This window comes from Streptomyces sp. IMTB 2501 (assembly GCF_001953885.1).
Taxonomy (GTDB): Bacteria; Actinomycetota; Actinomycetes; order Streptomycetales; family Streptomycetaceae; genus Streptomyces.
Window position 1 is genome coordinate 15,202 of record NZ_MQUS01000017.1, and the last position, 17,252, is coordinate 32,453.

At 72.2% G+C, this 17,252-nt stretch carries 13 protein-coding genes and 1 pseudogene; 12 read left to right on the top strand and 2 right to left on the bottom strand.

Annotated elements, in window-relative coordinates:
- The first annotated feature begins 50 nt into the window (after positions 1-50).
- The 3 genes from AV521_RS26985 to AV521_RS26995 all read left to right on the top strand — a co-directional run bounded on the left by AV521_RS26985 (position 51) and on the right by AV521_RS26995 (position 3,814).
- Positions 51-728 carry a vancomycin high temperature exclusion protein gene (locus AV521_RS26985; protein WP_076091584.1) on the top strand — a complete coding sequence of 226 codons (678 nt, stop codon included), beginning with the start codon at positions 51-53 and terminating at the stop codon, positions 726-728.
- 117 nt (positions 729-845) lie between these two features.
- Complete coding sequence (locus tag AV521_RS26990; RefSeq protein WP_076091586.1) at positions 846-2,939, top strand: molybdopterin oxidoreductase family protein; 2,094 nt, start codon at positions 846-848, stop codon at positions 2,937-2,939.
- Between the two features lie 44 nt (positions 2,940-2,983).
- Positions 2,984-3,814 (top strand): arylamine N-acetyltransferase, encoded by an 831-nt coding sequence (locus AV521_RS26995; protein WP_076091588.1) that lies wholly within the window; start codon positions 2,984-2,986, stop codon positions 3,812-3,814.
- Positions 3,815-4,092: 278 nt separating this feature from the next.
- Here AV521_RS26995 and AV521_RS27000 read toward each other — a convergent pair whose 3' ends face one another.
- A complete protein-coding gene (locus AV521_RS27000; protein WP_076091848.1) occupies positions 4,093-4,536 on the bottom strand; it encodes a gamma-glutamylcyclotransferase family protein in 444 nt (147 codons plus the stop codon).
- Positions 4,537-4,916: 380 nt separating this feature from the next.
- Here AV521_RS27000 and AV521_RS52780 point away from each other — a divergent pair.
- From AV521_RS52780 to AV521_RS27045, 8 genes and pseudogenes are all read left to right on the top strand, one after another.
- Positions 4,917-5,246 (top strand): annotated as a pseudogene (locus AV521_RS52780) (BTAD domain-containing putative transcriptional regulator); the annotation flags it as partial.
- 202 nt (positions 5,247-5,448) lie between these two features.
- Complete coding sequence (locus AV521_RS27015; protein ID WP_076091592.1) at positions 5,449-7,101, top strand: M4 family metallopeptidase; 1,653 nt, start codon at positions 5,449-5,451, stop codon at positions 7,099-7,101.
- Between the two features lie 152 nt (positions 7,102-7,253).
- Positions 7,254-7,973 carry a hypothetical protein gene (locus AV521_RS27020; RefSeq protein WP_076091594.1) on the top strand — a complete coding sequence of 240 codons (720 nt, stop codon included), beginning with the start codon at positions 7,254-7,256 and terminating at the stop codon, positions 7,971-7,973.
- The gene (locus tag AV521_RS27025) at positions 7,970-9,337 is read left to right on the top strand and encodes a HAMP domain-containing sensor histidine kinase (RefSeq protein WP_256725693.1); all 1,368 of its coding nucleotides are present in this window, start codon (positions 7,970-7,972) and stop codon (positions 9,335-9,337) included. Before AV521_RS27020 ends, AV521_RS27025 begins: the two co-directional genes overlap by 4 nt.
- Positions 9,338-9,582: 245 nt before the next feature.
- Positions 9,583-10,092 (top strand): hypothetical protein, encoded by a 510-nt coding sequence (locus tag AV521_RS27030; protein WP_076091596.1) that lies wholly within the window; start codon positions 9,583-9,585, stop codon positions 10,090-10,092.
- A gap of 186 nt (positions 10,093-10,278) precedes the next feature.
- On the top strand, positions 10,279-10,923 hold the full coding sequence (locus AV521_RS27035) for a class F sortase (protein ID WP_076091598.1): 645 nt from the start codon (positions 10,279-10,281) through the stop codon (positions 10,921-10,923).
- 122 nt (positions 10,924-11,045) lie between these two features.
- Positions 11,046-11,372, top strand: coding sequence for a CU044_2847 family protein (locus AV521_RS27040; RefSeq protein WP_076091600.1), 327 nt, complete (start codon positions 11,046-11,048; stop codon positions 11,370-11,372).
- 44 nt (positions 11,373-11,416) lie between these two features.
- Positions 11,417-15,442: a trypsin-like peptidase domain-containing protein gene (locus AV521_RS27045; RefSeq protein ID WP_076091602.1), complete on the top strand. Its 4,026-nt coding sequence runs from the start codon at positions 11,417-11,419 to the stop codon at positions 15,440-15,442.
- Positions 15,443-15,480: 38 nt separating this feature from the next.
- Here the strand turns inward: AV521_RS27045 and AV521_RS27050 are convergent, their stop codons facing one another.
- Complete coding sequence (locus AV521_RS27050) at positions 15,481-15,825, bottom strand: helix-turn-helix domain-containing protein (protein ID WP_076091604.1); 345 nt, start codon at positions 15,823-15,825, stop codon at positions 15,481-15,483.
- 99 nt (positions 15,826-15,924) lie between these two features.
- On the opposite strand from AV521_RS27050, the gene AV521_RS27055 reads away from it, so the two are divergent.
- Complete coding sequence (locus tag AV521_RS27055) at positions 15,925-16,791, top strand: NAD(P)-dependent oxidoreductase (RefSeq protein WP_076091606.1); 867 nt, start codon at positions 15,925-15,927, stop codon at positions 16,789-16,791.
- Positions 16,792-17,252 lie beyond the last annotated feature (461 nt).

Below are 17,252 nucleotides of genomic sequence, written 5' to 3' on the forward strand. Positions count from 1 at the left end.
CCTTGAGGGTCGACAGCCGATTCCGGGGGACCGTGTTCCGGGGGGACCGTATGAAGATCCGTCGTCCGCGGCTGCCGCGCACCCGTCGGGGGCAGCGGCGGCTGGTGCAGGCCGTGATGGCCGGGTGTGTGCTGGCGCTGCTGCCGGTGACCTGGCTGTACGTGTCCACGGCGGACCGGCTGCGGACGACGGCGGACGCGCCGCGGGCTCGGGTCGCCGTGGTGTTCGGGGCCGGGCTGTGGAACGGGGAGCCGTCGCCGTATCTCGCGAACCGGCTGGACGCGGCGGCGAAGCTGTACCGGGCGGGTCGGGTCGAGGTCGTCCTGGTCACCGGGGACAACAGCCGCAAGGACTACGACGAGCCCGATGCCATGCGCGCCTATCTGAAGAAGCACGGGGTGCCGCAGAAGCGGATCGTCAGCGACTACGCCGGGTTCGACACCTGGGACTCCTGTGTGCGGGCCAGGAAGATCTTCGGCGTCGACCGGGCCGTGCTGGTCAGCCAGGGTTTCCACATCCGGCGGGCGGTGGCGCTGTGCCGGGCGGCGGGGGTGGACTCGTACGGGGTCGGGGTCGACGCGAAACACGATGTGACCTGGTACTACGGCGGGACGCGCGAGGTGTTCGCGGCGGGCAAGGCGGTACTGGACGCGGTGTTCCGTCCGGATCCGACGTTCCTCGGGCCGAAGGAGCCGGGAGTGGCGCGGGCGCTGGCCGCCGGGCGGTGACCGCCGCCACCCGGCGCATCCCCTCACGGCGGGCGGGGCGGCGCGGGGAGGTCGCCGTGTCGGGCGTGTAACCGGGAGTGCCCCAGGGTCGTAACACGGTCGACGCACGCTGGCGGTATGGACACGATCGCCTCGACGCCCACCCACTGCCCGTACTGCGCCCTGCAGTGCGGAATGAACCTCACGCCCCTGGCGGCGGGGGGCGTCGAGGTCGCCGAGCGGCCGGACTTTCCGGTGAACCGGGGTGCGCTGTGCGGCAAGGGGCGGACGGCGGCCGCGGTGCTGTCACCGGCGGTGCGGCTGACCTCGCCGCTGGTGCGGTCCGCTGGCCGGCTGGTCGAGTCGAGCTGGGCGGCGGCGCTGGACCTGATCGCCGAGCGGCTGGGGAGTACGCGGGAGGCGTACGGCGCCGACGCTCTGGGCGTGTTCGGCGGGGGCGGGCTCACCAACGAGAAGGCGTACGCGCTCGGCAAGTTCGCACGCGTGGTGCTGGGCACCTCGCAGATCGACTACAACGGCCGTTTCTGCATGTCGTCGGCCGCGGCGGCCGGGACGCGGGCGTTCGGTCTGGACCGGGGGCTGCCGTTCCCGCTGGAGGACATCCCGCGGACGGGGTGTGTGATCCTCGTCGGCTCCAATCTCGCCGAGACCATGCCGCCGTCCCTGCGGTTCTTCAGCGAACTGCGGGAGAACGGCGGCACGTTGATCGTCGTGGACCCGCGCCGGACGAGGACGGCCGAGCAGGCGGACCTGCATCTGGCACCGCGTCCCGGCACCGATCTCGCGCTCGCCCTGGGGCTGTTGCACCTGGTGGTGGCCGAGGGGCGGACGGACGAGGAGTTCATACGGGAACGGACGACGGGCTGGGAGGAGACCCGGGCGGCGGCGATGGCGCACTGGCCGGAGCAGGTGGAGCGGATCACGGGGGTGTCCGTTCCCCAGCTCCGGGAGGCGGTACGGCTGTTCTGTGCGCCCGAGTCGGCGATGGTGCTCACCGCGCGCGGCCCGGAGCAGCAGTCCAAGGGCACGGACACGGTGGGCGCGTGGATCAACCTGTGCCTGGCGACCGGCCGGGCGGGCCGGCCGCGGTCCGGCTACGGCTGTCTGACCGGGCAGGGCAACGGGCAGGGCGGCCGCGAACACGGCCAGAAGGCCGACCAGTTGCCCGGCTACCGCAAGCTGGACGACCCGGAGGCGCGGGCGCACGTGGCCGGGGTGTGGGGGGTGGACCCGGATGCGCTCCCCGGCCCCGGCCGCAGCGCGTACGAGCTTCTCGACGCCCTGGGGACGGACATCCGGGCGCTGCTGCTGATGGGCTCCAACCCGGTGGTGTCGGCGCCGCGCGCGGCCCATGTGGAGGAGCGGCTGCGCGCGCTGGACTTCCTGGCGGTGGCCGACGTCGTCCTCTCGGAGACGGCGGAGCTGGCGGACGTCGTGCTGCCGGTCACCCAGTGGGCGGAGGAGACCGGCACGACGACGAGCCTGGAGGGCAGGGTCCTGCTGCGCCGCCGGGCGGTCGCCCCGCCGCCCGGGGTCCGCAGCGACCTGTACGTCCTGCACGAGCTGTCCGCCCGCCTCGGCGTCGAGAAGGGCTTCCCGACCGACCCCGAGGAGGTCTTCGAGGAGCTGCGCCGGGCGAGCGCGGGCGGCCCCGCGGACTACTCCGGGATCACCTACCGGCGGCTGGCGGAGGAGACCGGGGTGTTCTGGCCGTGCCCGGAGAGCACGGACGAGGTGGCCCACCCGGGAACGCCCCGGCTCTTCCTGGACGGCTTCGCGACGCCCGACGGCCGGGCCCGTTTCGCCGCCGTGACCCATCGGGCGACGGCGGAGGAGCCGGACGCCGACTATCCGCTGCTGCTGACCACCGGGCGGGTCGTGGCGCAGTACCAGTCGGGGGCGCAGACGCGCCGGGTCGCCGAACTGAACGCGGCCGCGCCCGGCCCGTTCGTGGAGCTGCATCCGCGCCTCGCGGCCCGTATCGGCGCGGCCGAGGGCGCCCCGGTGACCGTGACATCCCGCCGGGGCCGGGCCACCGCGCCCGCCCGGATCACCTCCGCCATCCGCCCGGACACGGTCTTCATGCCGTTCCACTGGCCGGGCGAGGGCCGCGCCAACACCCTCACCAACCCGGCCCTCGACCCGACGTCCCGCATGCCGGAGTTCAAGTCGTGCGCGGTGCGGGTGGAGGTCGTGGGGCCACCGGAGTAGCACGGATCGGTCCGAGGGCCGCGGCGGGGGCGTAGGTTCGATGTATGCCCGACTTCGAGCAGTCCGACCTCGACGCCTATCTGGACCGCATCGGATGGCAGGGCGGCCGGCGTGCCGAGCTGGCGACGCTGCGGGGTGTCCATCTGGCGCACGCGCTGTCCGTGCCCTTCGAGAACCTGGACGCCCTGTCCGCACGGGCTCCCTCGCTCGCCCCGGCGGATCTGCTGGCCAAGATGGTCCACGGCGGGCGCGGCGGTTACTGCTACGAGCACAACACCCTGCTCCGGCTGGCCCTGGAGGCCCTGGGGTTCCCGGTGACGCCGCTGGCCGGGCGGGTGGTGCTGGGCGCGGCGACCCCTCAGAGCCGGCCGCGGACCCATGCGATGCTGCGGGTCACGGTGCCGGGCGAGCCGGAGCCGTATCTCGCGGACGTCGGCTTCGGCTCGATCGGGGCGCTGCTGGCGCCGGTGCCGCTGGTGACCGGCGTCGAGTCCGAGGGCGGCGGACGCCGGCACCGGCTGATGCCGCTGCCGCACCAGGGCCCGCTGGAGCTGTGGGAGTTGCAGGCCTACGACCGGCAGAAGGGGGAGTGGGCCGGGCAGTACGCCTTCACGCTGGAGCCGTTCACCGCCCGGGACTTCGAGGTGTTCAACTGGTACGTCAGCACCAACCCGCGCTCCCCGTTCAGCCGGCGCGCCTTTCTGCAGCGCACCGCAGCCGAGCGTCATCTGTCCCTGGACGGCAGCCTGTTGACCGAGACCCGCGCCGACGGCACGGTGGCCGAGCGCAGGGTGACGAACGAGGCGGAGGCGCGGCGCGTCGCGGCGGAGGAGTTCGGCATCGCCGTACCCGAGGGGCTGACACTGCTCGGCTGATCCGAACGGGAGGGCCTGGGGTCTGGACCGCCAGACGCCGTCCTGGATGCGGGTGCCGGTCGCGCGGAGGGCGGCGGCGACGTGGGGCGCCGGGCGAGGGGCGGCCCGTCTGTGGATCGAAGGCAGCCAGTGCGCAGCGGCCCACGACGTGATGTTCGAGGCGATCGCCGAGCGTTCCTTGAGCGGACGCGACTCGACCCTGTTGCTCCACCGACTCCGCAAGGACCCGCGGACAGGCGTGAGCAGAGAGACCACCAACTCGGCCCCCCTGGGGTTGATCAGTGTCGCCTCGCCCAGTCGCCACCCTCGACGCGCGTGCCGTGGGCGCGCAGGCGGGCCGCAGTGCGCGGGGCGGCCAGGTACACCCAGGTCCGTACGACTGTGCCGCCGATATCCCGGACGACGTCCCGGGCAACGCGCTCGTACAGGTTGCGCGGGTCGCCCGGGGTGTACTCCTCCAGCCGGTCCAGCTCGGCAAGCAGCCCCTCGTAGGACTCCGGGAGCACGGTGACCAGTTCCCCGCTCACCATTCCGCCCGGTTCCTCGACGGCAAACGGATAGCCGGGGCCCTCGTAGAGCACCGCGCCCAGGAGGCGGGCCGGTTCCTCCGCGGCGGTGCGGCCCCGCAGGAACAGGTCGTGGTTGGCCTCGCCGGGGCGGAGGGTGCCGTAGACGAAGAAGGGCAGCGGCGTCCCGGGCTTCCTCGGCTCTCGTGGGTCCACGCTCCGATTGTGCGGTATACCGGCCCCCGCCTGTCGCAGCGCGGGATCGCCGCTGCGGTCGGGATAGACGACGAAGCCGCTGTCGCGGGGCGTCCAAACCTGCAACTGCTTCAGGCTTTCGAATTCACCTGCGGCGAAGGCCCGTACCCACTTCCGCTCGGAACTCAGCGCCTGCCGGCCCTACTTGCCCTGAACCGCGAAGGGGTGTACCGAGGTGCGGCCGCCGGGGTGCTGTGGCCGGAGTCGACCCCATGCCGGACGGCCTCGAACCTCCGCTCCGCCCTGTGCCAGGCACGGCGGACGTCCTTCATGCCGACGGTCGAGTGCGTCGGGCAGCGGCCGCGGTTGTCCGAGGCGGTCCTGGTGGACCTGCGTGCCGCGTGGGCGACGGCCCGGAAGATCCATCTGGCCTGAGTGAACTCCCGGACGACTTCGAGCCGTTGGTCGAGGAACCGTCCAGGGAGCTGCTGCCCGGCCGGCCCGGTGAATGGCTGACGACGGAGCGCGACCGCTGGAACCAGCTGCGCCAACATGCCCTCGAAAGCCTGGCCCGGCGATTCCGCTCCGCCGGGCACTGCTTACCCGCGCTCCAGACCGCGCCGGCCGCCATCGGGATCGACCCGATCCGCGAAACCGGTCACCGCATCGTCATCGACGTGCACGCCGCCGAGGGCAACCTCGCCTGCGCGGTCAAGCGGTACGAGGACTATCGGGCATCTTGTCATGAACTCGACATTCACTGTCTGCATATCCGGTGCAGCACCACCCCCACCTCCTTACACATCTCCTTGAAAGCGCTATGGACATTCAAATGTCATGGCCCCTTAAATCGCTGTCGGCATCAGCTCCATTCCCCCGCCCCCGTTCCGCGCCGCCCCCACTCCCCCGTTCGGCGCCACCCCGAGGAGACAGATGAGCCGGATACGGCCGCATGTCCGAATACCCCGTCGCCTCAGCACCACCGCCGGTGTCGCCGTCACCACCGCGACCCTGCTGACCGCCGCCCTCTCCCCCGCCGCCCACGCCGACACCAGGCCGTCGCGGGCCACCGCGATCGAGAACGCGGCGTCGGCACTCCTGGCCCATGCCGCGAGCCTGGGCCTGACCTCCGCCGAGGACACCAGTGTCCGCGACGTGATCGTGGACAAGGACGGCACCCAGCACGTCCGCTACGACCGCACCTACCACCAACTGCCCGTGCTGGGCGGCGACTTCGTGGTCCACCTGGCCCCGGACGGCGCCTACCGCAGCGCGAACCGGTCCACCCGGGCCCCGATCTCCCTCACCTCGATCGTCCCGGAGATCGCGGCGTCCAAGGCCGCCGACCTCGCCGTGAACGCCCTGCGCGCCGCGAACCTCGGCAATGTGCTGAAGCAGGTCAAGGCCAAGCCCGAGCTGATCGTCGACGCCCTGCACGGCACCCCCAGGCTCGCCTGGCGCACCAACGCGGTCGGCCTGGACTCGCTCGGCAACCCGGCCGCCCGGACCGTGCTGACCGACGCCCGCACCGGCGCCCAGATCGACGCCTGGGACAGCGTCGAGACCGTCGGCGGCGACGGCCAGTCGCTGTACAGCGGGACGGTGCCGCTCAAGACGACCCAGTCGGGATCGTCGTACCAGCTCAAGGACCCGACGCGCGGCAACACCTACACCGGGGACGCGCAGGGCAAGACCGATATGTGCATCCTCAGCATCTGCATCAGCCGGGCCCCCGCGGCCGTGTTCACGGACGCCGACAACCACTGGGGCAACGGCACCACCGCCGACCGCGCCTCGGCCGCCGTCGACGCCCAGTACGGCACCGACGAGACCTGGGACTACTACAAGAACGTCCAGGGCCGCGACGGTATCGGCGGCGACGGCAAGGGCTCGTACAACCGCGTCCACTACGGCAGCAACTACAACAATGCCTTCTGGGACGACAGTTGCTTCTGCATGACGTACGGCGACGGTGACGGGACCACCTTCGGGCCGCTGGTCGCCCTCGACGTGGCCGGGCACGAGATGACCCACGGGGTGACGTCGAAGACGGCCGCGCTGACCTACTCCGGGGAGTCCGGCGGGCTCAACGAGGCCACCTCGGACATCCTCGGCACGATGGTCGAGTTCTACGCGAACAACCCCTCCAACCCCGGTGACTACCTCATCGGCGAGAAGATCGTGAAGTCCGGCTTCGGGCAGCCGGCCCTGCGCTACATGGACAAGCCGTCCAAGGACGGCAAGTCGGCCGACTACTGGAGCAGTTCGGTCGGCAATCTCGACGTCCACTACTCCTCCGGCGTCGCCAACCACTTCGCCTATCTCCTGGCGGAGGGCAGCGGCCCGAAGACGGTCAACGGGGTCAGTTACGACTCGCCCACGTACAGCGGCTCCACGGTCACCGGCATCGGCCGGGACAAGCTGGGCAAGATCTGGTACCGGGCGCTGACGGTCTACATGACCTCCTCGACGAACTACAAGGGAGCCCGCACGGCGACCCTGAACGCCGCCAAGGACCTGTACGGCGCGGGCAGCACCGAGTACAACGCGGTGGCGGCGGCCTGGAGCGCCGTCAATGTGAACTGAGGCCGCCCCCGTCGGCATGGCCGGTGCCGGTCCCGGCACCGGCCTGTTGGTCCCGGGACTTTGGTCCCGAAACACCCGGATCACCCGTGTCAGCTGATCCTTGTTACACAATCTCCGGATTTCCGTGATGAAGCGGTGCGACGGTCGGAGGCATGAAGCCGTCCCTCCGCCTGCTGCTCCCCGGCTGCGCCGCGCTCGTCGCCGCCGGGGCCGCCACCGGGTGCGCCGCCACGGACGGGCTGGCCGCCGGGGAACCGGCACCCTCCGTGTCCGCGCAGCCACGCCCCGACGCGGTGTGGCCCGCCTGGTCCGGTGCGTCCGCCTCGGCACCCGGCGCGCAGACCTCCACACGTCAGCCGCCGCCCGAGCCGCTGAAGGGGCTGCCCCCGATCGGCACGGACGGGGTGAAGGACCTGCGGGATCTGGACGTGCGGGCGGTGCTGCGCGCCGACCCGCGCACCCGGCCGTACGCCGACCGGCCGTACGCCGACAAGCCGGGCCCGGCCGGACTGCGCCCGCCGCGCTACACCGACCTGTCCGGGGACGGGCAGCCCGAACTGCTCGTAGCCGTGGACACCGAGAACGGCCGCACCCTGCTCGCCGTGTTCGCCGCCCGCGCCGGCCGGGTGTACGAGGTGCTGCTCAGCGGGGGCCGGCAGATGACCGCGGAGACGCTGGGCCGGGACCTGGTGCTGCGCGGCCTGTGCGCGGACGGCGCCCAGCAGGCCGTGCGCTTCCACTGGAACGGTGTCCGGCTGGTGACGGTCAGCGACGAGAAGCAGTACGGGTCCGCCGGCGCGGATCCGACGCCGTCCCCCACGCACAGCGAGAGCGGCGGGGAGACCGGGAGCGGCAGGGGCGGCGCGCGATGACGGCCCTCGGCCCGGCCGCACGCCGCCGTGTCGGCCTCGACCGGATCGGGCCGCCCCGGCTCGCGCCGCGCCGCCTCGGCCCCCGCCGGCCTCGGCTCCGTCGGCTCGGCCCGGACCTGATCGGGCTGCGCCGGCTCGGGCTGCGCGGCAAGATCGCCTTGCTGCTCGCCGCCGGCTGTGCGCTGGTCGCCGTCGCCATCGGGCTGCTCGTGCACCAGGCGCGGCTGGAGCAGGTCGCCGACGGAGCACGGGCACAGGCGCTGGCCCAGCTGGTCCGGGTCCGGCAGGTGTACGAACTCACCGGCCACGTCGACGAGGACGACGCCGGGGGCGCCCTCGACTCCTTGGCCGTACCGGAGCCGCTGCGGCGCGCCGCGCTCGACGGGCGGCGCACGACCTACCTCGAACTGTCCTCGGACCGTCCCGCGGTGTGGGCGGCGCGGCCGATCGGCGAACATGTGCTGTCCGTGCACAAGCCGCTGGACGAAGAGGCCCGGGAAATGGCCGAGTTCGACCGGCAGTTGATGGTGTCCGGCGCCGGGGTGGTGGCACTCGCCGCGCTCGGCGGGTCCCTGCTGGCCGGCCGGCTCAGCCGTGAGCTGCGGACGGCGGCGGCGACGGCGCGCCGGATCAGCGAGGGCGAACTGGACGCCCGGATCGGCGGGCCGGGACCGGCCGGCGGCCGGGACGAGGTGGCCGAACTCGGCGCCGCCGTCGACACGATGGCGGCGACCCTGCAGAGCCGGCTGGAGGCGGAACAGCGGTTCACCGCCGACGTCGCCCATGAACTGCGCACCCCGCTGACCGGCCTGCACACGGCGGCCGAACTGCTGCCGCCGGGCCGGCCGAGCGAGTTGGTCCGGGACCGGGTGCGGGCGCTGCGGACGCTCACCGAGGACCTGCTGGAGGTGGCCCGGCTGGACGCCGAGGTGGAGCGGCCGGACCTGGAGGTGCGCCCGCTGGGTCCCATGGTCGCCGGGATCGTGCGACGGGCCGGCGAGGACGTGGGGCTCACCGGCGCCGACGATGAGACCCCGGTACGGACGGACGCGCGCCGGCTGGAGCGGGTGCTGGCCAACCTGATCGGCAACGCCCGGCGGCACGGCGGCGGCCGGGTCGAGGTGTCCGTGTCCGGGTGCGCGGTGACCGTACGGGACCACGGGGAGGGCTTCCCGGAGCGGCTGTTGCGGGAGGGGCCGCGGCGGTTCCTGACCGGGGCCGCCGAGCGCGGCCAGGGCACCGGGCTGGGACTGACCATCGCCTTCGGGCAGGCGCAGGTGATCGGGGCGCGGGTGCGGCTGCGGAACGCACCGGACGGCGGAGCCGAGGCGGAGGTGCGGCTGCCGGCGGCGGCCGGGCACTGACGTGCCCTCACCCGTTCAACGGCGGGCGTCGCTCCATTCGTGTGCTCTTCGCACAGGTCATCTCATTTCCCCTTCGGTGCGCCTGTGACCTGCCGGAACTCGGCGGCGGCTACGCCGTGTGGGGCTGCTTGCGCGACACCCGTTCACCGTATTCCTGACGGGTCATCAGGAAGCGGACCCGGGCGAAAGCCATTTACCTCGAAAGGGCAGAGGAGACACGAGTCGGACAATCTCTGGGGAGCACCATGCGACGTACCGCCCGGCTGCTGACCGGTACCGCGCTCGCCGTGGCTGCCGCGGCACCCGCCTACGCCGGCAGCAGCACGAGTCTGGAGGTGTACCCCTCCAGCGTGGTGCCCGGAACCGAGGTCACAGTGAACACGGCGGCGTGTGGCGACAAGGGCTCGGCGACCGGGGACGCGGGGGCGGTGGGCGCAGGCACCTTCATGCTGGCGCCCAGCGCGCACGAGGGCGAGGCGGTCGGCCAGTTCCAGGTACCGGAGAGCGCGCAGCCGGGAACGTACGAGATCGTGGCCAAGTGTGCCGAGGGCAACCGGCAGGTGACGGGCGACCTGGTGGTGGCGTTGAGCCCGGCGCACGGGCAAATGCAGCCGCGGGGAAGCCTGAAGACGGGGGTCGGGGGCGCGCTCGGTCCCGACCCCGTGCAGACCGTGGCGGGTGTGGCGGCGCTGGCCGTCGCCGCCGCGGGCGGTACCTGGCTCCTGCATCGCCGGGCGAGAGGCGACAGGATCTGACGGACACCCTCCGCTGTCCGTCCGCCGGTACCGCAATCCCGCCCCCTCCGGGTCCGATGCCCCTCGCGGCCCGGAGGGGGAGGGGGTCCTCGGAGGTCCGCCTCCGGGGCATTCGGGGGTCGCCTCCGGGACATTCGGGGGTCGCCCCCGGAACATCGGGGGTCCGCCTCCGGGAGAGAGGTTCGCATGCGCAGGAGCGCGAGACGCGGCAGGAGCGCCGGGCTCGGCGACACCGCGATAGCCGCGGTCACCGTCGTGGCCCTCGGTTCCGGGGTGTGGCTGCTCGACGGCGGTGCCGGGACCGCTCCGCCGCAGCCGCCCGCCGCCGAGGGCCGTCCCGATCCGGGCGGCGCGCGCCTCGCGGCCCCCGCCCTCGCCCCCTCCCCGCCCACCCGTATCCGCATCCCCGCGATCCGGGTGAACGCCCCGCTGATGGGCCTGGCCCTCACCCCCTCCGGCAGCCTGGACGTGCCGCCCACCCGGAACAAGAACCTGGCCGGCTGGTACGAGTCCGGCACCCTGCCCGGCGAGACGGGCACCGCGATCGTCGCCGGCCATGTCGACAACGTGGAGGGGCCGGCCGTCTTCTACAGCCTCGGCGCGCTCAGGCGGGACGCCCGGATCGAGGTGGACCGCAGGGACGGCAGCGTGGCCGTGTTCACCGTGGACGCGGTGGAGGTGTACGCGGCGCGCAACTTCCCCGACGAGAAGGTCTACGGCGCCGCTGCCCGCCCCGAGCTGCGCGTCATCACCTGCGGCGGCGGCTACTCGAAGTCCACCGGCTACCAGGGCAACGTGGTGGTGTTCGCACACCTGACCGGCAGCCGCTAGTGCCTGTCGGGGCACTGGCAGACGGCGGCGTGCACACGCCGGCCACGCCGCGGCGCCGGGTGGACACCGCGCAGTACAAGCTCACTATGCTGTCCGCCAGTTGAGAGCGAGGGGGCGCAGTCGTGGCATCGCAGGTCGTGTCGTACGAACTCGACGAGCAGACGATCGTGCAGTTCGAGATCGAGCCGACGGGCGATTTCCACCAGGTGGGGTCCGAGGAGATCGTGGGCCGAGTCCGCGAGGCAGTGAATCCCGCGGTCGAGGCGGCCCATGCCGTCCTGCAGCGCGTGACCGCGCTCCGTCCGGCCGAGGTCGCGGTGAAGTTCGGCATCAAGGTCAACGGGACCGCGAACTGGCTGGTCGCCAAGGCCGCGACCGAGGCGAACTTCGAGATCACCTTGACCTGGCGTCCGGAAGGCGTCCCGAACGAGGCTGCCGACACGCGGTGAACGCTGCTCCCGGCCACGGCCCTCGTCCGGGCTCGGATGCCTGGGTGGCCGCCGTTCACACGGACGAACACGACGACAAACCGCTGGGATCCGGTTTTCTCATCGACAGCCGGCGCGTCCTGACGTGCGCACATGTCGTCTGTCCCCGGTGGGACAAGGGAGAACCCCTGTGGGTGGCGTTCCCGAAGTCCGACCAGCTCATGGACCGCCGGGTCAGGGTCCGGGAGATGATCGCGCCCCGGCCGCCGGCGAACCGACGTGTGCAGGACGTTGCGGTCCTGGTACTCGCCGACAGGCTTCCCGACAACACTGCGGCGCGGCTGCGGTGTCCGGCACCCGGCGCCCTCGTGAGCGAGGCATGGTGGTCGTTCGGCTTCCCCGAGGGGGACATCTTCGGCAACTCCGCCGACGGGTCGGTGGGCGAGTCCCTGGGATACGGCTGGATCCGCCTGGACACCAGGTCCCGCTACGCCGTGAGACCGGGGTACAGCGGGGCCGCCTTGTGGTCACCCACCTATCAGGCGGTCGTCGGAATGATCGGTCAGGCCAACGGCGCCACCGGAGACGCCCGCGCGCTCACCCTGCATCATGCTGACCGGTATCTGCCCGACGAGAAGCTGCGTCTGCTCGCCGAGTGGACGGCGGAAGCCGCCGGAGAGAGCGCCCTGGGGGCCTGGGGATGGACCCTGGAGAGCGATCCCGAGGCAGGTCGGCACTGGAGACCACGCGCTCGTGGGGTGAGTACGGACGCCGAGCGGGGATTTCGGTTCCGCGGCCGCAGCGCCGCCCTGACCGAGATCGTCACCTGGATGACGGGGGGTGCGGCCCCGCGCCACGTCCTCGTGGTGACCGGTTCGCCCGGAGTGGGCAAGTCAGCGGTCCTCGGGAGGATCGTCACCTCGGCCGACCCCGGAATCGCGGCATCCCTGCCTCCCGGGGATGACGCGGTACGTGCTCCGCTCGGCTCTGTGTCGTGCGCCGTCCACGCCAAGGGCAAGACCGCGCTAGAGGTGGCTGAGGAGATCGCTCGCGCCGCCTCCGCCGCGCTCCCCGAGAAGGCGGATGATCTCGCTCCTGTCTTACGTGTCGCCTTGACCGGGCGGCCGAGCACTCGGCGCACACCGTTCACCGTCGTCATTGACGCCCTGGACGAAGCCACCAGTCCGCAGCAGGCCCGTCTCATCGCCACCCGGATCGCGATGCCGCTGGCCGAAACCTGCGCGGACCTGCACGTAAGGGTCCTGGTAGGGAGCCGCCGGCGAGACGACGCCGGTGACCTGCTCACCTCTTTCGGTGCCGCTGCCTGCATCATCGACCTGGACACCACCGAGTACTTCGCCGAGGCCGACCTCGCTGCATACGCGCTGGCCACCTTGCAGTTGATCGGAGACGAACGTCCCGACAACCCCTACAGTGACGAGGCCGTCGCCCGCCCCGTTGCCCAGCGAATCGCCGAACTGTCCGACGGCAACTTCCTTGTCGCGGGACTGACTTCGCGCACGCACGGTCTGCATGACACGCGAGCGGTTGCTCCCGCCGGCATCTCGTTCACCCCGACCGTCGCCGAGGCCCTGAACGAATACCTGGCCAGAGTTCCCGGAGTCGAGGGGATCCCTGCCTCCACCCTGTTCACGGCTCTCGCCTACGCCGAGGCGCCGGGCCTCCCCCTTCCCCTGTGGGCCACAGCCGTCGCGGCTCTTGAAGGCACTGCTCCCACCGAGAATCGGCTGCAGGTCTTCGCCCGCTCCGCAGCGGCCAACTTCCTTGTCGAGACCAGCCTCAACGAGCAGAACGCCGGCGTGTTCCGCCTGTTTCACCAGGCCCTCAACGATGCCCTGCTGCAGACCCGCGTCCAGTCCGGTTCCTCCGCAGCCGACGAACGAGCACTCACCCGTGCTTTCATCGCCCTTGGCCAAGCCGAAGGCTGGGACCGCGCCCCCGCGTATGTGTTGCGCTCACTGCCCCGCCACGCGTCTCGCGGTGGCGTGATGGACGATCTCCTGACCGACGCGGCGTTCGCGTTGCACGCGGACCTCCGGCGCTTCATCCCCGTGGTCGGTCTGGCCCAAGGTGCCGAGATGCGTGACCGCGCCCAGCTCCTGCGCCGTACCCCCTTGGCGATCGATGCCTCGCCCGCGCAACGCGCCGCTCTCTTCAGCGTGACGGAAGCCCAGGAAGGCCTGGGCCGCACGTACCGCCGCCTGGCCATGGCCAGTGACTACCGAGCCGAATGGGCGTCCGTCAGCCCACGGGCCGAGGAAGCGATCCTGGAGGGCCACGCCGACGAAGTCCGGGCGGTGTGCAGCGTCAGCCTCGCCGGCCGCACGCATCTCGCCAGCGCCGGCAACGACGGAACCGTGCGTCTGTGGGATCCGATCAGCACACGTGCAACGCGTGTTCTGAGAACCGGGTTCGGCAGAATCCGGGCGCTGTGCGGTCTCGTCACCGAAGGCCACACGCTCCTCGCCGCCTCCGCCGATGAGACCGTTCGGCTGTGGGACCTGTCCGGACAGCGCTCCGGCGGCGTCCTGACAGGCCATGCCGACGCGGTGTTCGCTCTGTGCGCGATCGACGTTCGCGACCGTACGCTGTTGGCCTCCGCCAGCGCCGACACGACGGTCCGGCTGTGGGACCCCACCACAGGGCGCGCTCTTCATACGCTCGAAGGACACACCGATTGGGTCAACGCGATCTGTTCCGTGCCCGTCGGGGACGGCAGCGTCCTGCTGGCCTCCGCCTCGGCAGACCACACCGTGCGCCTCTGGGACCCGGCCACAGGGGAGCCGCTGACCACTTTTACGGGCCACCGGGAGGGGGTCGACTCCGTATGCGCCCTGCACGTCGGTGACAGGGTGCTCCTCGCCAGCGGTAGTGCGGACCGGACCATCCAGGTGTGGGACCCCATGACCGGGGAGAGCGTGCGCACCATCCGGGGGTCCATGGCCACGGCATACGAGCTGTGTGCCGCGGACGCCGACGGCCGTCCCCTTCTCGTGAGCAGGAGCGACGACGCCATCTGGCTGCTGGATCCCTCGACCGGCGAGGCCGTCGCCCCGCTCCCCCCGGGCCACGCCGATGAGATCCATGCCATGTGTGCGCTCACCGTCCATGGCCGCACACTGATTGCCAGCGGCGGTGACGACCGCACGGTACGGCTGTGGGACCCCGCCAGGACGCGTACCAGCCCTGCCGTCGCGATCCACGCGGTGTGCTCGGTGCGCCTCGATGACCATGCGATCCTCGCAAGCGGCGGCGACGACTGCACGGTGCGGCTCTGGGATCCCGCCGGCGGAGAAGCCGTCCGTGCCCTTGCCGGGCACACCGACTGGGTTCGCGCGCTCTGTTCCTTGGTCGTCGATGGCCGTGTGCTGGTCGCCAGCGGGGGCGACGACGGCATGGCCAGGCTGTGGGACGCGCGGACGGGAGACGTCGTCCACGTCCTCACGGGGCACTTCAGAGCCATCTACGCGGTGTGCTCCGTACGGATCGCAGGCCGTACCCTTCTCGCCACCGCGAGCGCGGACCACACGGTGCGGCTCTGGGATCCCGTGCGGGGATCGGCTGTCGGGACCCTGCGGCATGACGACGCGGTCTACACGGCGTGCCCCGTGGACCTCGGTGGCCGTACCCTTCTCGCCACCGGCACCGCCGGCGGCGGTGTGCGGTTGTGGGACCCCGTCACGGGCGAGGCGGAGAGGACGTACGCGGAATTCGCCGAGGACATCTACGCCATGTGCGCATGGCGGGCGAACGGCCGCACGGTCCTGGCCACATCGGGTGGACACGGCGATGTCACGTTGCGGGACGGGGCCACCGGGAAGGTCGTGGGCATCCTCGAAGGCCACTCAAGCGCGGTCAACGCCTTGAGCGTCATCGACCTGGGTGGCCGTACGCTCCTGGTCACCGCGAGCAGCGACCGAACAGTACGTCTGTGGGACCCGATCGCTCTTGCGGCGGTCATGGAGATCCCGGTACATCACCCAGGACTGGCGGTGACCTGCGTAAGTGGGCACCTGGTCGTCGGACTCGACCACGGTCTGCAGGCACTCGTGGTGAGCAAGGTGCTCTGAGGAGACCGCGCGGCTCCACCCCCGGCCGTCTTCTGTACTCAGTGCGCGGGCGCCTCCCCGCCCAGGACGTGTTCCCTCCCCCACGCCCCCAGCGGCGCCAGCGCCTCGTTCAGCGAGGTGCCACGGCCGGTCAGCGAGTACTCGACGCGCGGCGGCAGCTCGTCGTACTCCTCGCGGTGCACGATGCCGTCGGCCTCCAGCTCACGCAGCTGCGCGGCGAGGACCTTCTCCGTGACGCCCGGCAGAGCTCTGCGCAACTCCCCGAAGCGGTAGGGGCGTTCGTGCAGGGCCCACAGGATGAGCCCCTTCCACTTGCCGCCGATGACGTCCATCGCCGCGTCGATCCCACAGACGTACGCCCCGGGTCGTCGTCCCACCGGCATGCTCTCCCCCTTCGCGGCCTGCTCCCTTTCATCCAGGTAACCACCCACTTCCAAGTAGGTACTTACGCAGGGCGGCCCTCGCGAGCGAGCCTAGCCGTCATGACCGACAACACACCCCTGACCCTGCTCGGCACCGGCGCGATGGGCACCGCGCTCGGCCGGGCCTGGCTGGCCGCCGGGCACCCCGTGACCGTCTGGAACCGCACCCCCGCGCGCACCGCCGCCCTCACCGCCGAGGGCGCGGTGGCCGCCGGGAGCGCGGCGGAGGCGGTGGCCGCGAACCGGCTCACCGTCGTCTGCCTGCTGGACGACGCCTCCGTGGGCAGCGCCCTGGCGGACGCCGACCTGACCGGCCGCGACCTGGTCGACCTCACCACCGGCACCCCCGCCGACGCCCGGCGCAGGGCCGCGTGGGCCGAGGAGCGCGGCGCCCGCCTCCTGGACGGCGGGATCATGGCCGTACCACCGATGATCGGCACGCCCGGCGCGTACGTCTTCTACAGCGGCCGGCGGGACCTGTTCGAGGAGTACCGGGCGACGCTCGCCGTGCCGGCCGGCACCCGGTACGTCGGAGCCGACACCGGCCTCGCCGCACTGCACGACGTGGCGCTGCTGAGCGCCATGTACGGCATGTTCGCGGGCATCACGCAGGCCTTCGCGCTGGTGCGCGGGGCGACGGCCGTGGCACCGAAGGAGTTCGCGGACCTGCTGGTGCCGTGGCTCGACACGATGGCCGGTACGGCCCACCGTACGGCCGAGCGGCTGGCGAGCGGCGACTACACCGGCGAAGTCGTCTCCTCCCTGGCGATGCAGGTCGCCGGCACCGGAACCCTGCTGCGTACAGCCGAGGAGCAGGGGGTGAGCACCGAGCTGCTCACCCCGTTCCTGGACCTGATGGCCCGGCGCCTCGCGGACGGGCACGGCGCGGAGGACACCGCGGGGCTGGTCGATCTCCTGCGCCGCTGAGCCTGCCACTGCTGGTACGCCGGCTTCACCACCCGTGCGAAGACGACCGTCAGCAGGACGACCCGGACACCGCCGGTTTCCAGAGGGCTTTGACGATCTCCGCGGTGGCAGAGGCAAAGGCGGTGGCCAGGCCGAGGGGAGCAGCGCGGTGAGCGCTGCACCAGGAAGGTCCCGGTGCCGGCGGGGCCGCGCCGAAGGCCGGGCGCGGGATCACGAAGACGGCGAGCGCGGCAAGCCCGATGCGCACGGCCGGCGACGGCGACGGCCTTGCCGGTGCCGAGCGCCCGCGCGGCCGGGGTGGCCGACGGCAGCCCGGGCAGCGTGCCGGCAGAGGCAGCAGCCCGCCCCCGCCGCCGGGCAGGATCGCGGCCCTGACCTCACAGCTCCCCCCGGCGCACACACGGGACCCTCACACCCCCGGCCCGCCCCCGCTGAGGGCAGCGTTCCTCACGGGAAACAGA

Excerpts from the sequence above, each read along its gene's own strand:
- AV521_RS26985 (WP_076091584.1), top strand. The coding sequence starts at position 51 with ATGAAGATCCGTCGTCCGCGGCTGCCGCGCACCCGTCGGGGGCAGCGG.
- AV521_RS26990 (WP_076091586.1), top strand. The coding sequence starts at position 846 with ATGGACACGATCGCCTCGACGCCCACCCACTGCCCGTACTGCGCCCTG.
- AV521_RS26995 (WP_076091588.1), top strand. The coding sequence starts at position 2,984 with ATGCCCGACTTCGAGCAGTCCGACCTCGACGCCTATCTGGACCGCATC.
- AV521_RS27015 (WP_076091592.1), top strand. The coding sequence starts at position 5,449 with ATGAGCCGGATACGGCCGCATGTCCGAATACCCCGTCGCCTCAGCACC.
- AV521_RS27020 (WP_076091594.1), top strand. The coding sequence starts at position 7,254 with ATGAAGCCGTCCCTCCGCCTGCTGCTCCCCGGCTGCGCCGCGCTCGTC.
- AV521_RS27025 (WP_256725693.1), top strand. The coding sequence starts at position 7,970 with ATGACGGCCCTCGGCCCGGCCGCACGCCGCCGTGTCGGCCTCGACCGG.
- AV521_RS27030 (WP_076091596.1), top strand. The coding sequence starts at position 9,583 with ATGCGACGTACCGCCCGGCTGCTGACCGGTACCGCGCTCGCCGTGGCT.
- AV521_RS27035 (WP_076091598.1), top strand. The coding sequence starts at position 10,279 with ATGCGCAGGAGCGCGAGACGCGGCAGGAGCGCCGGGCTCGGCGACACC.
- AV521_RS27050 (WP_076091604.1), bottom strand. The coding sequence starts at position 15,825 with ATGCCGGTGGGACGACGACCCGGGGCGTACGTCTGTGGGATCGACGCG.
- AV521_RS27055 (WP_076091606.1), top strand. The coding sequence starts at position 15,925 with ATGACCGACAACACACCCCTGACCCTGCTCGGCACCGGCGCGATGGGC.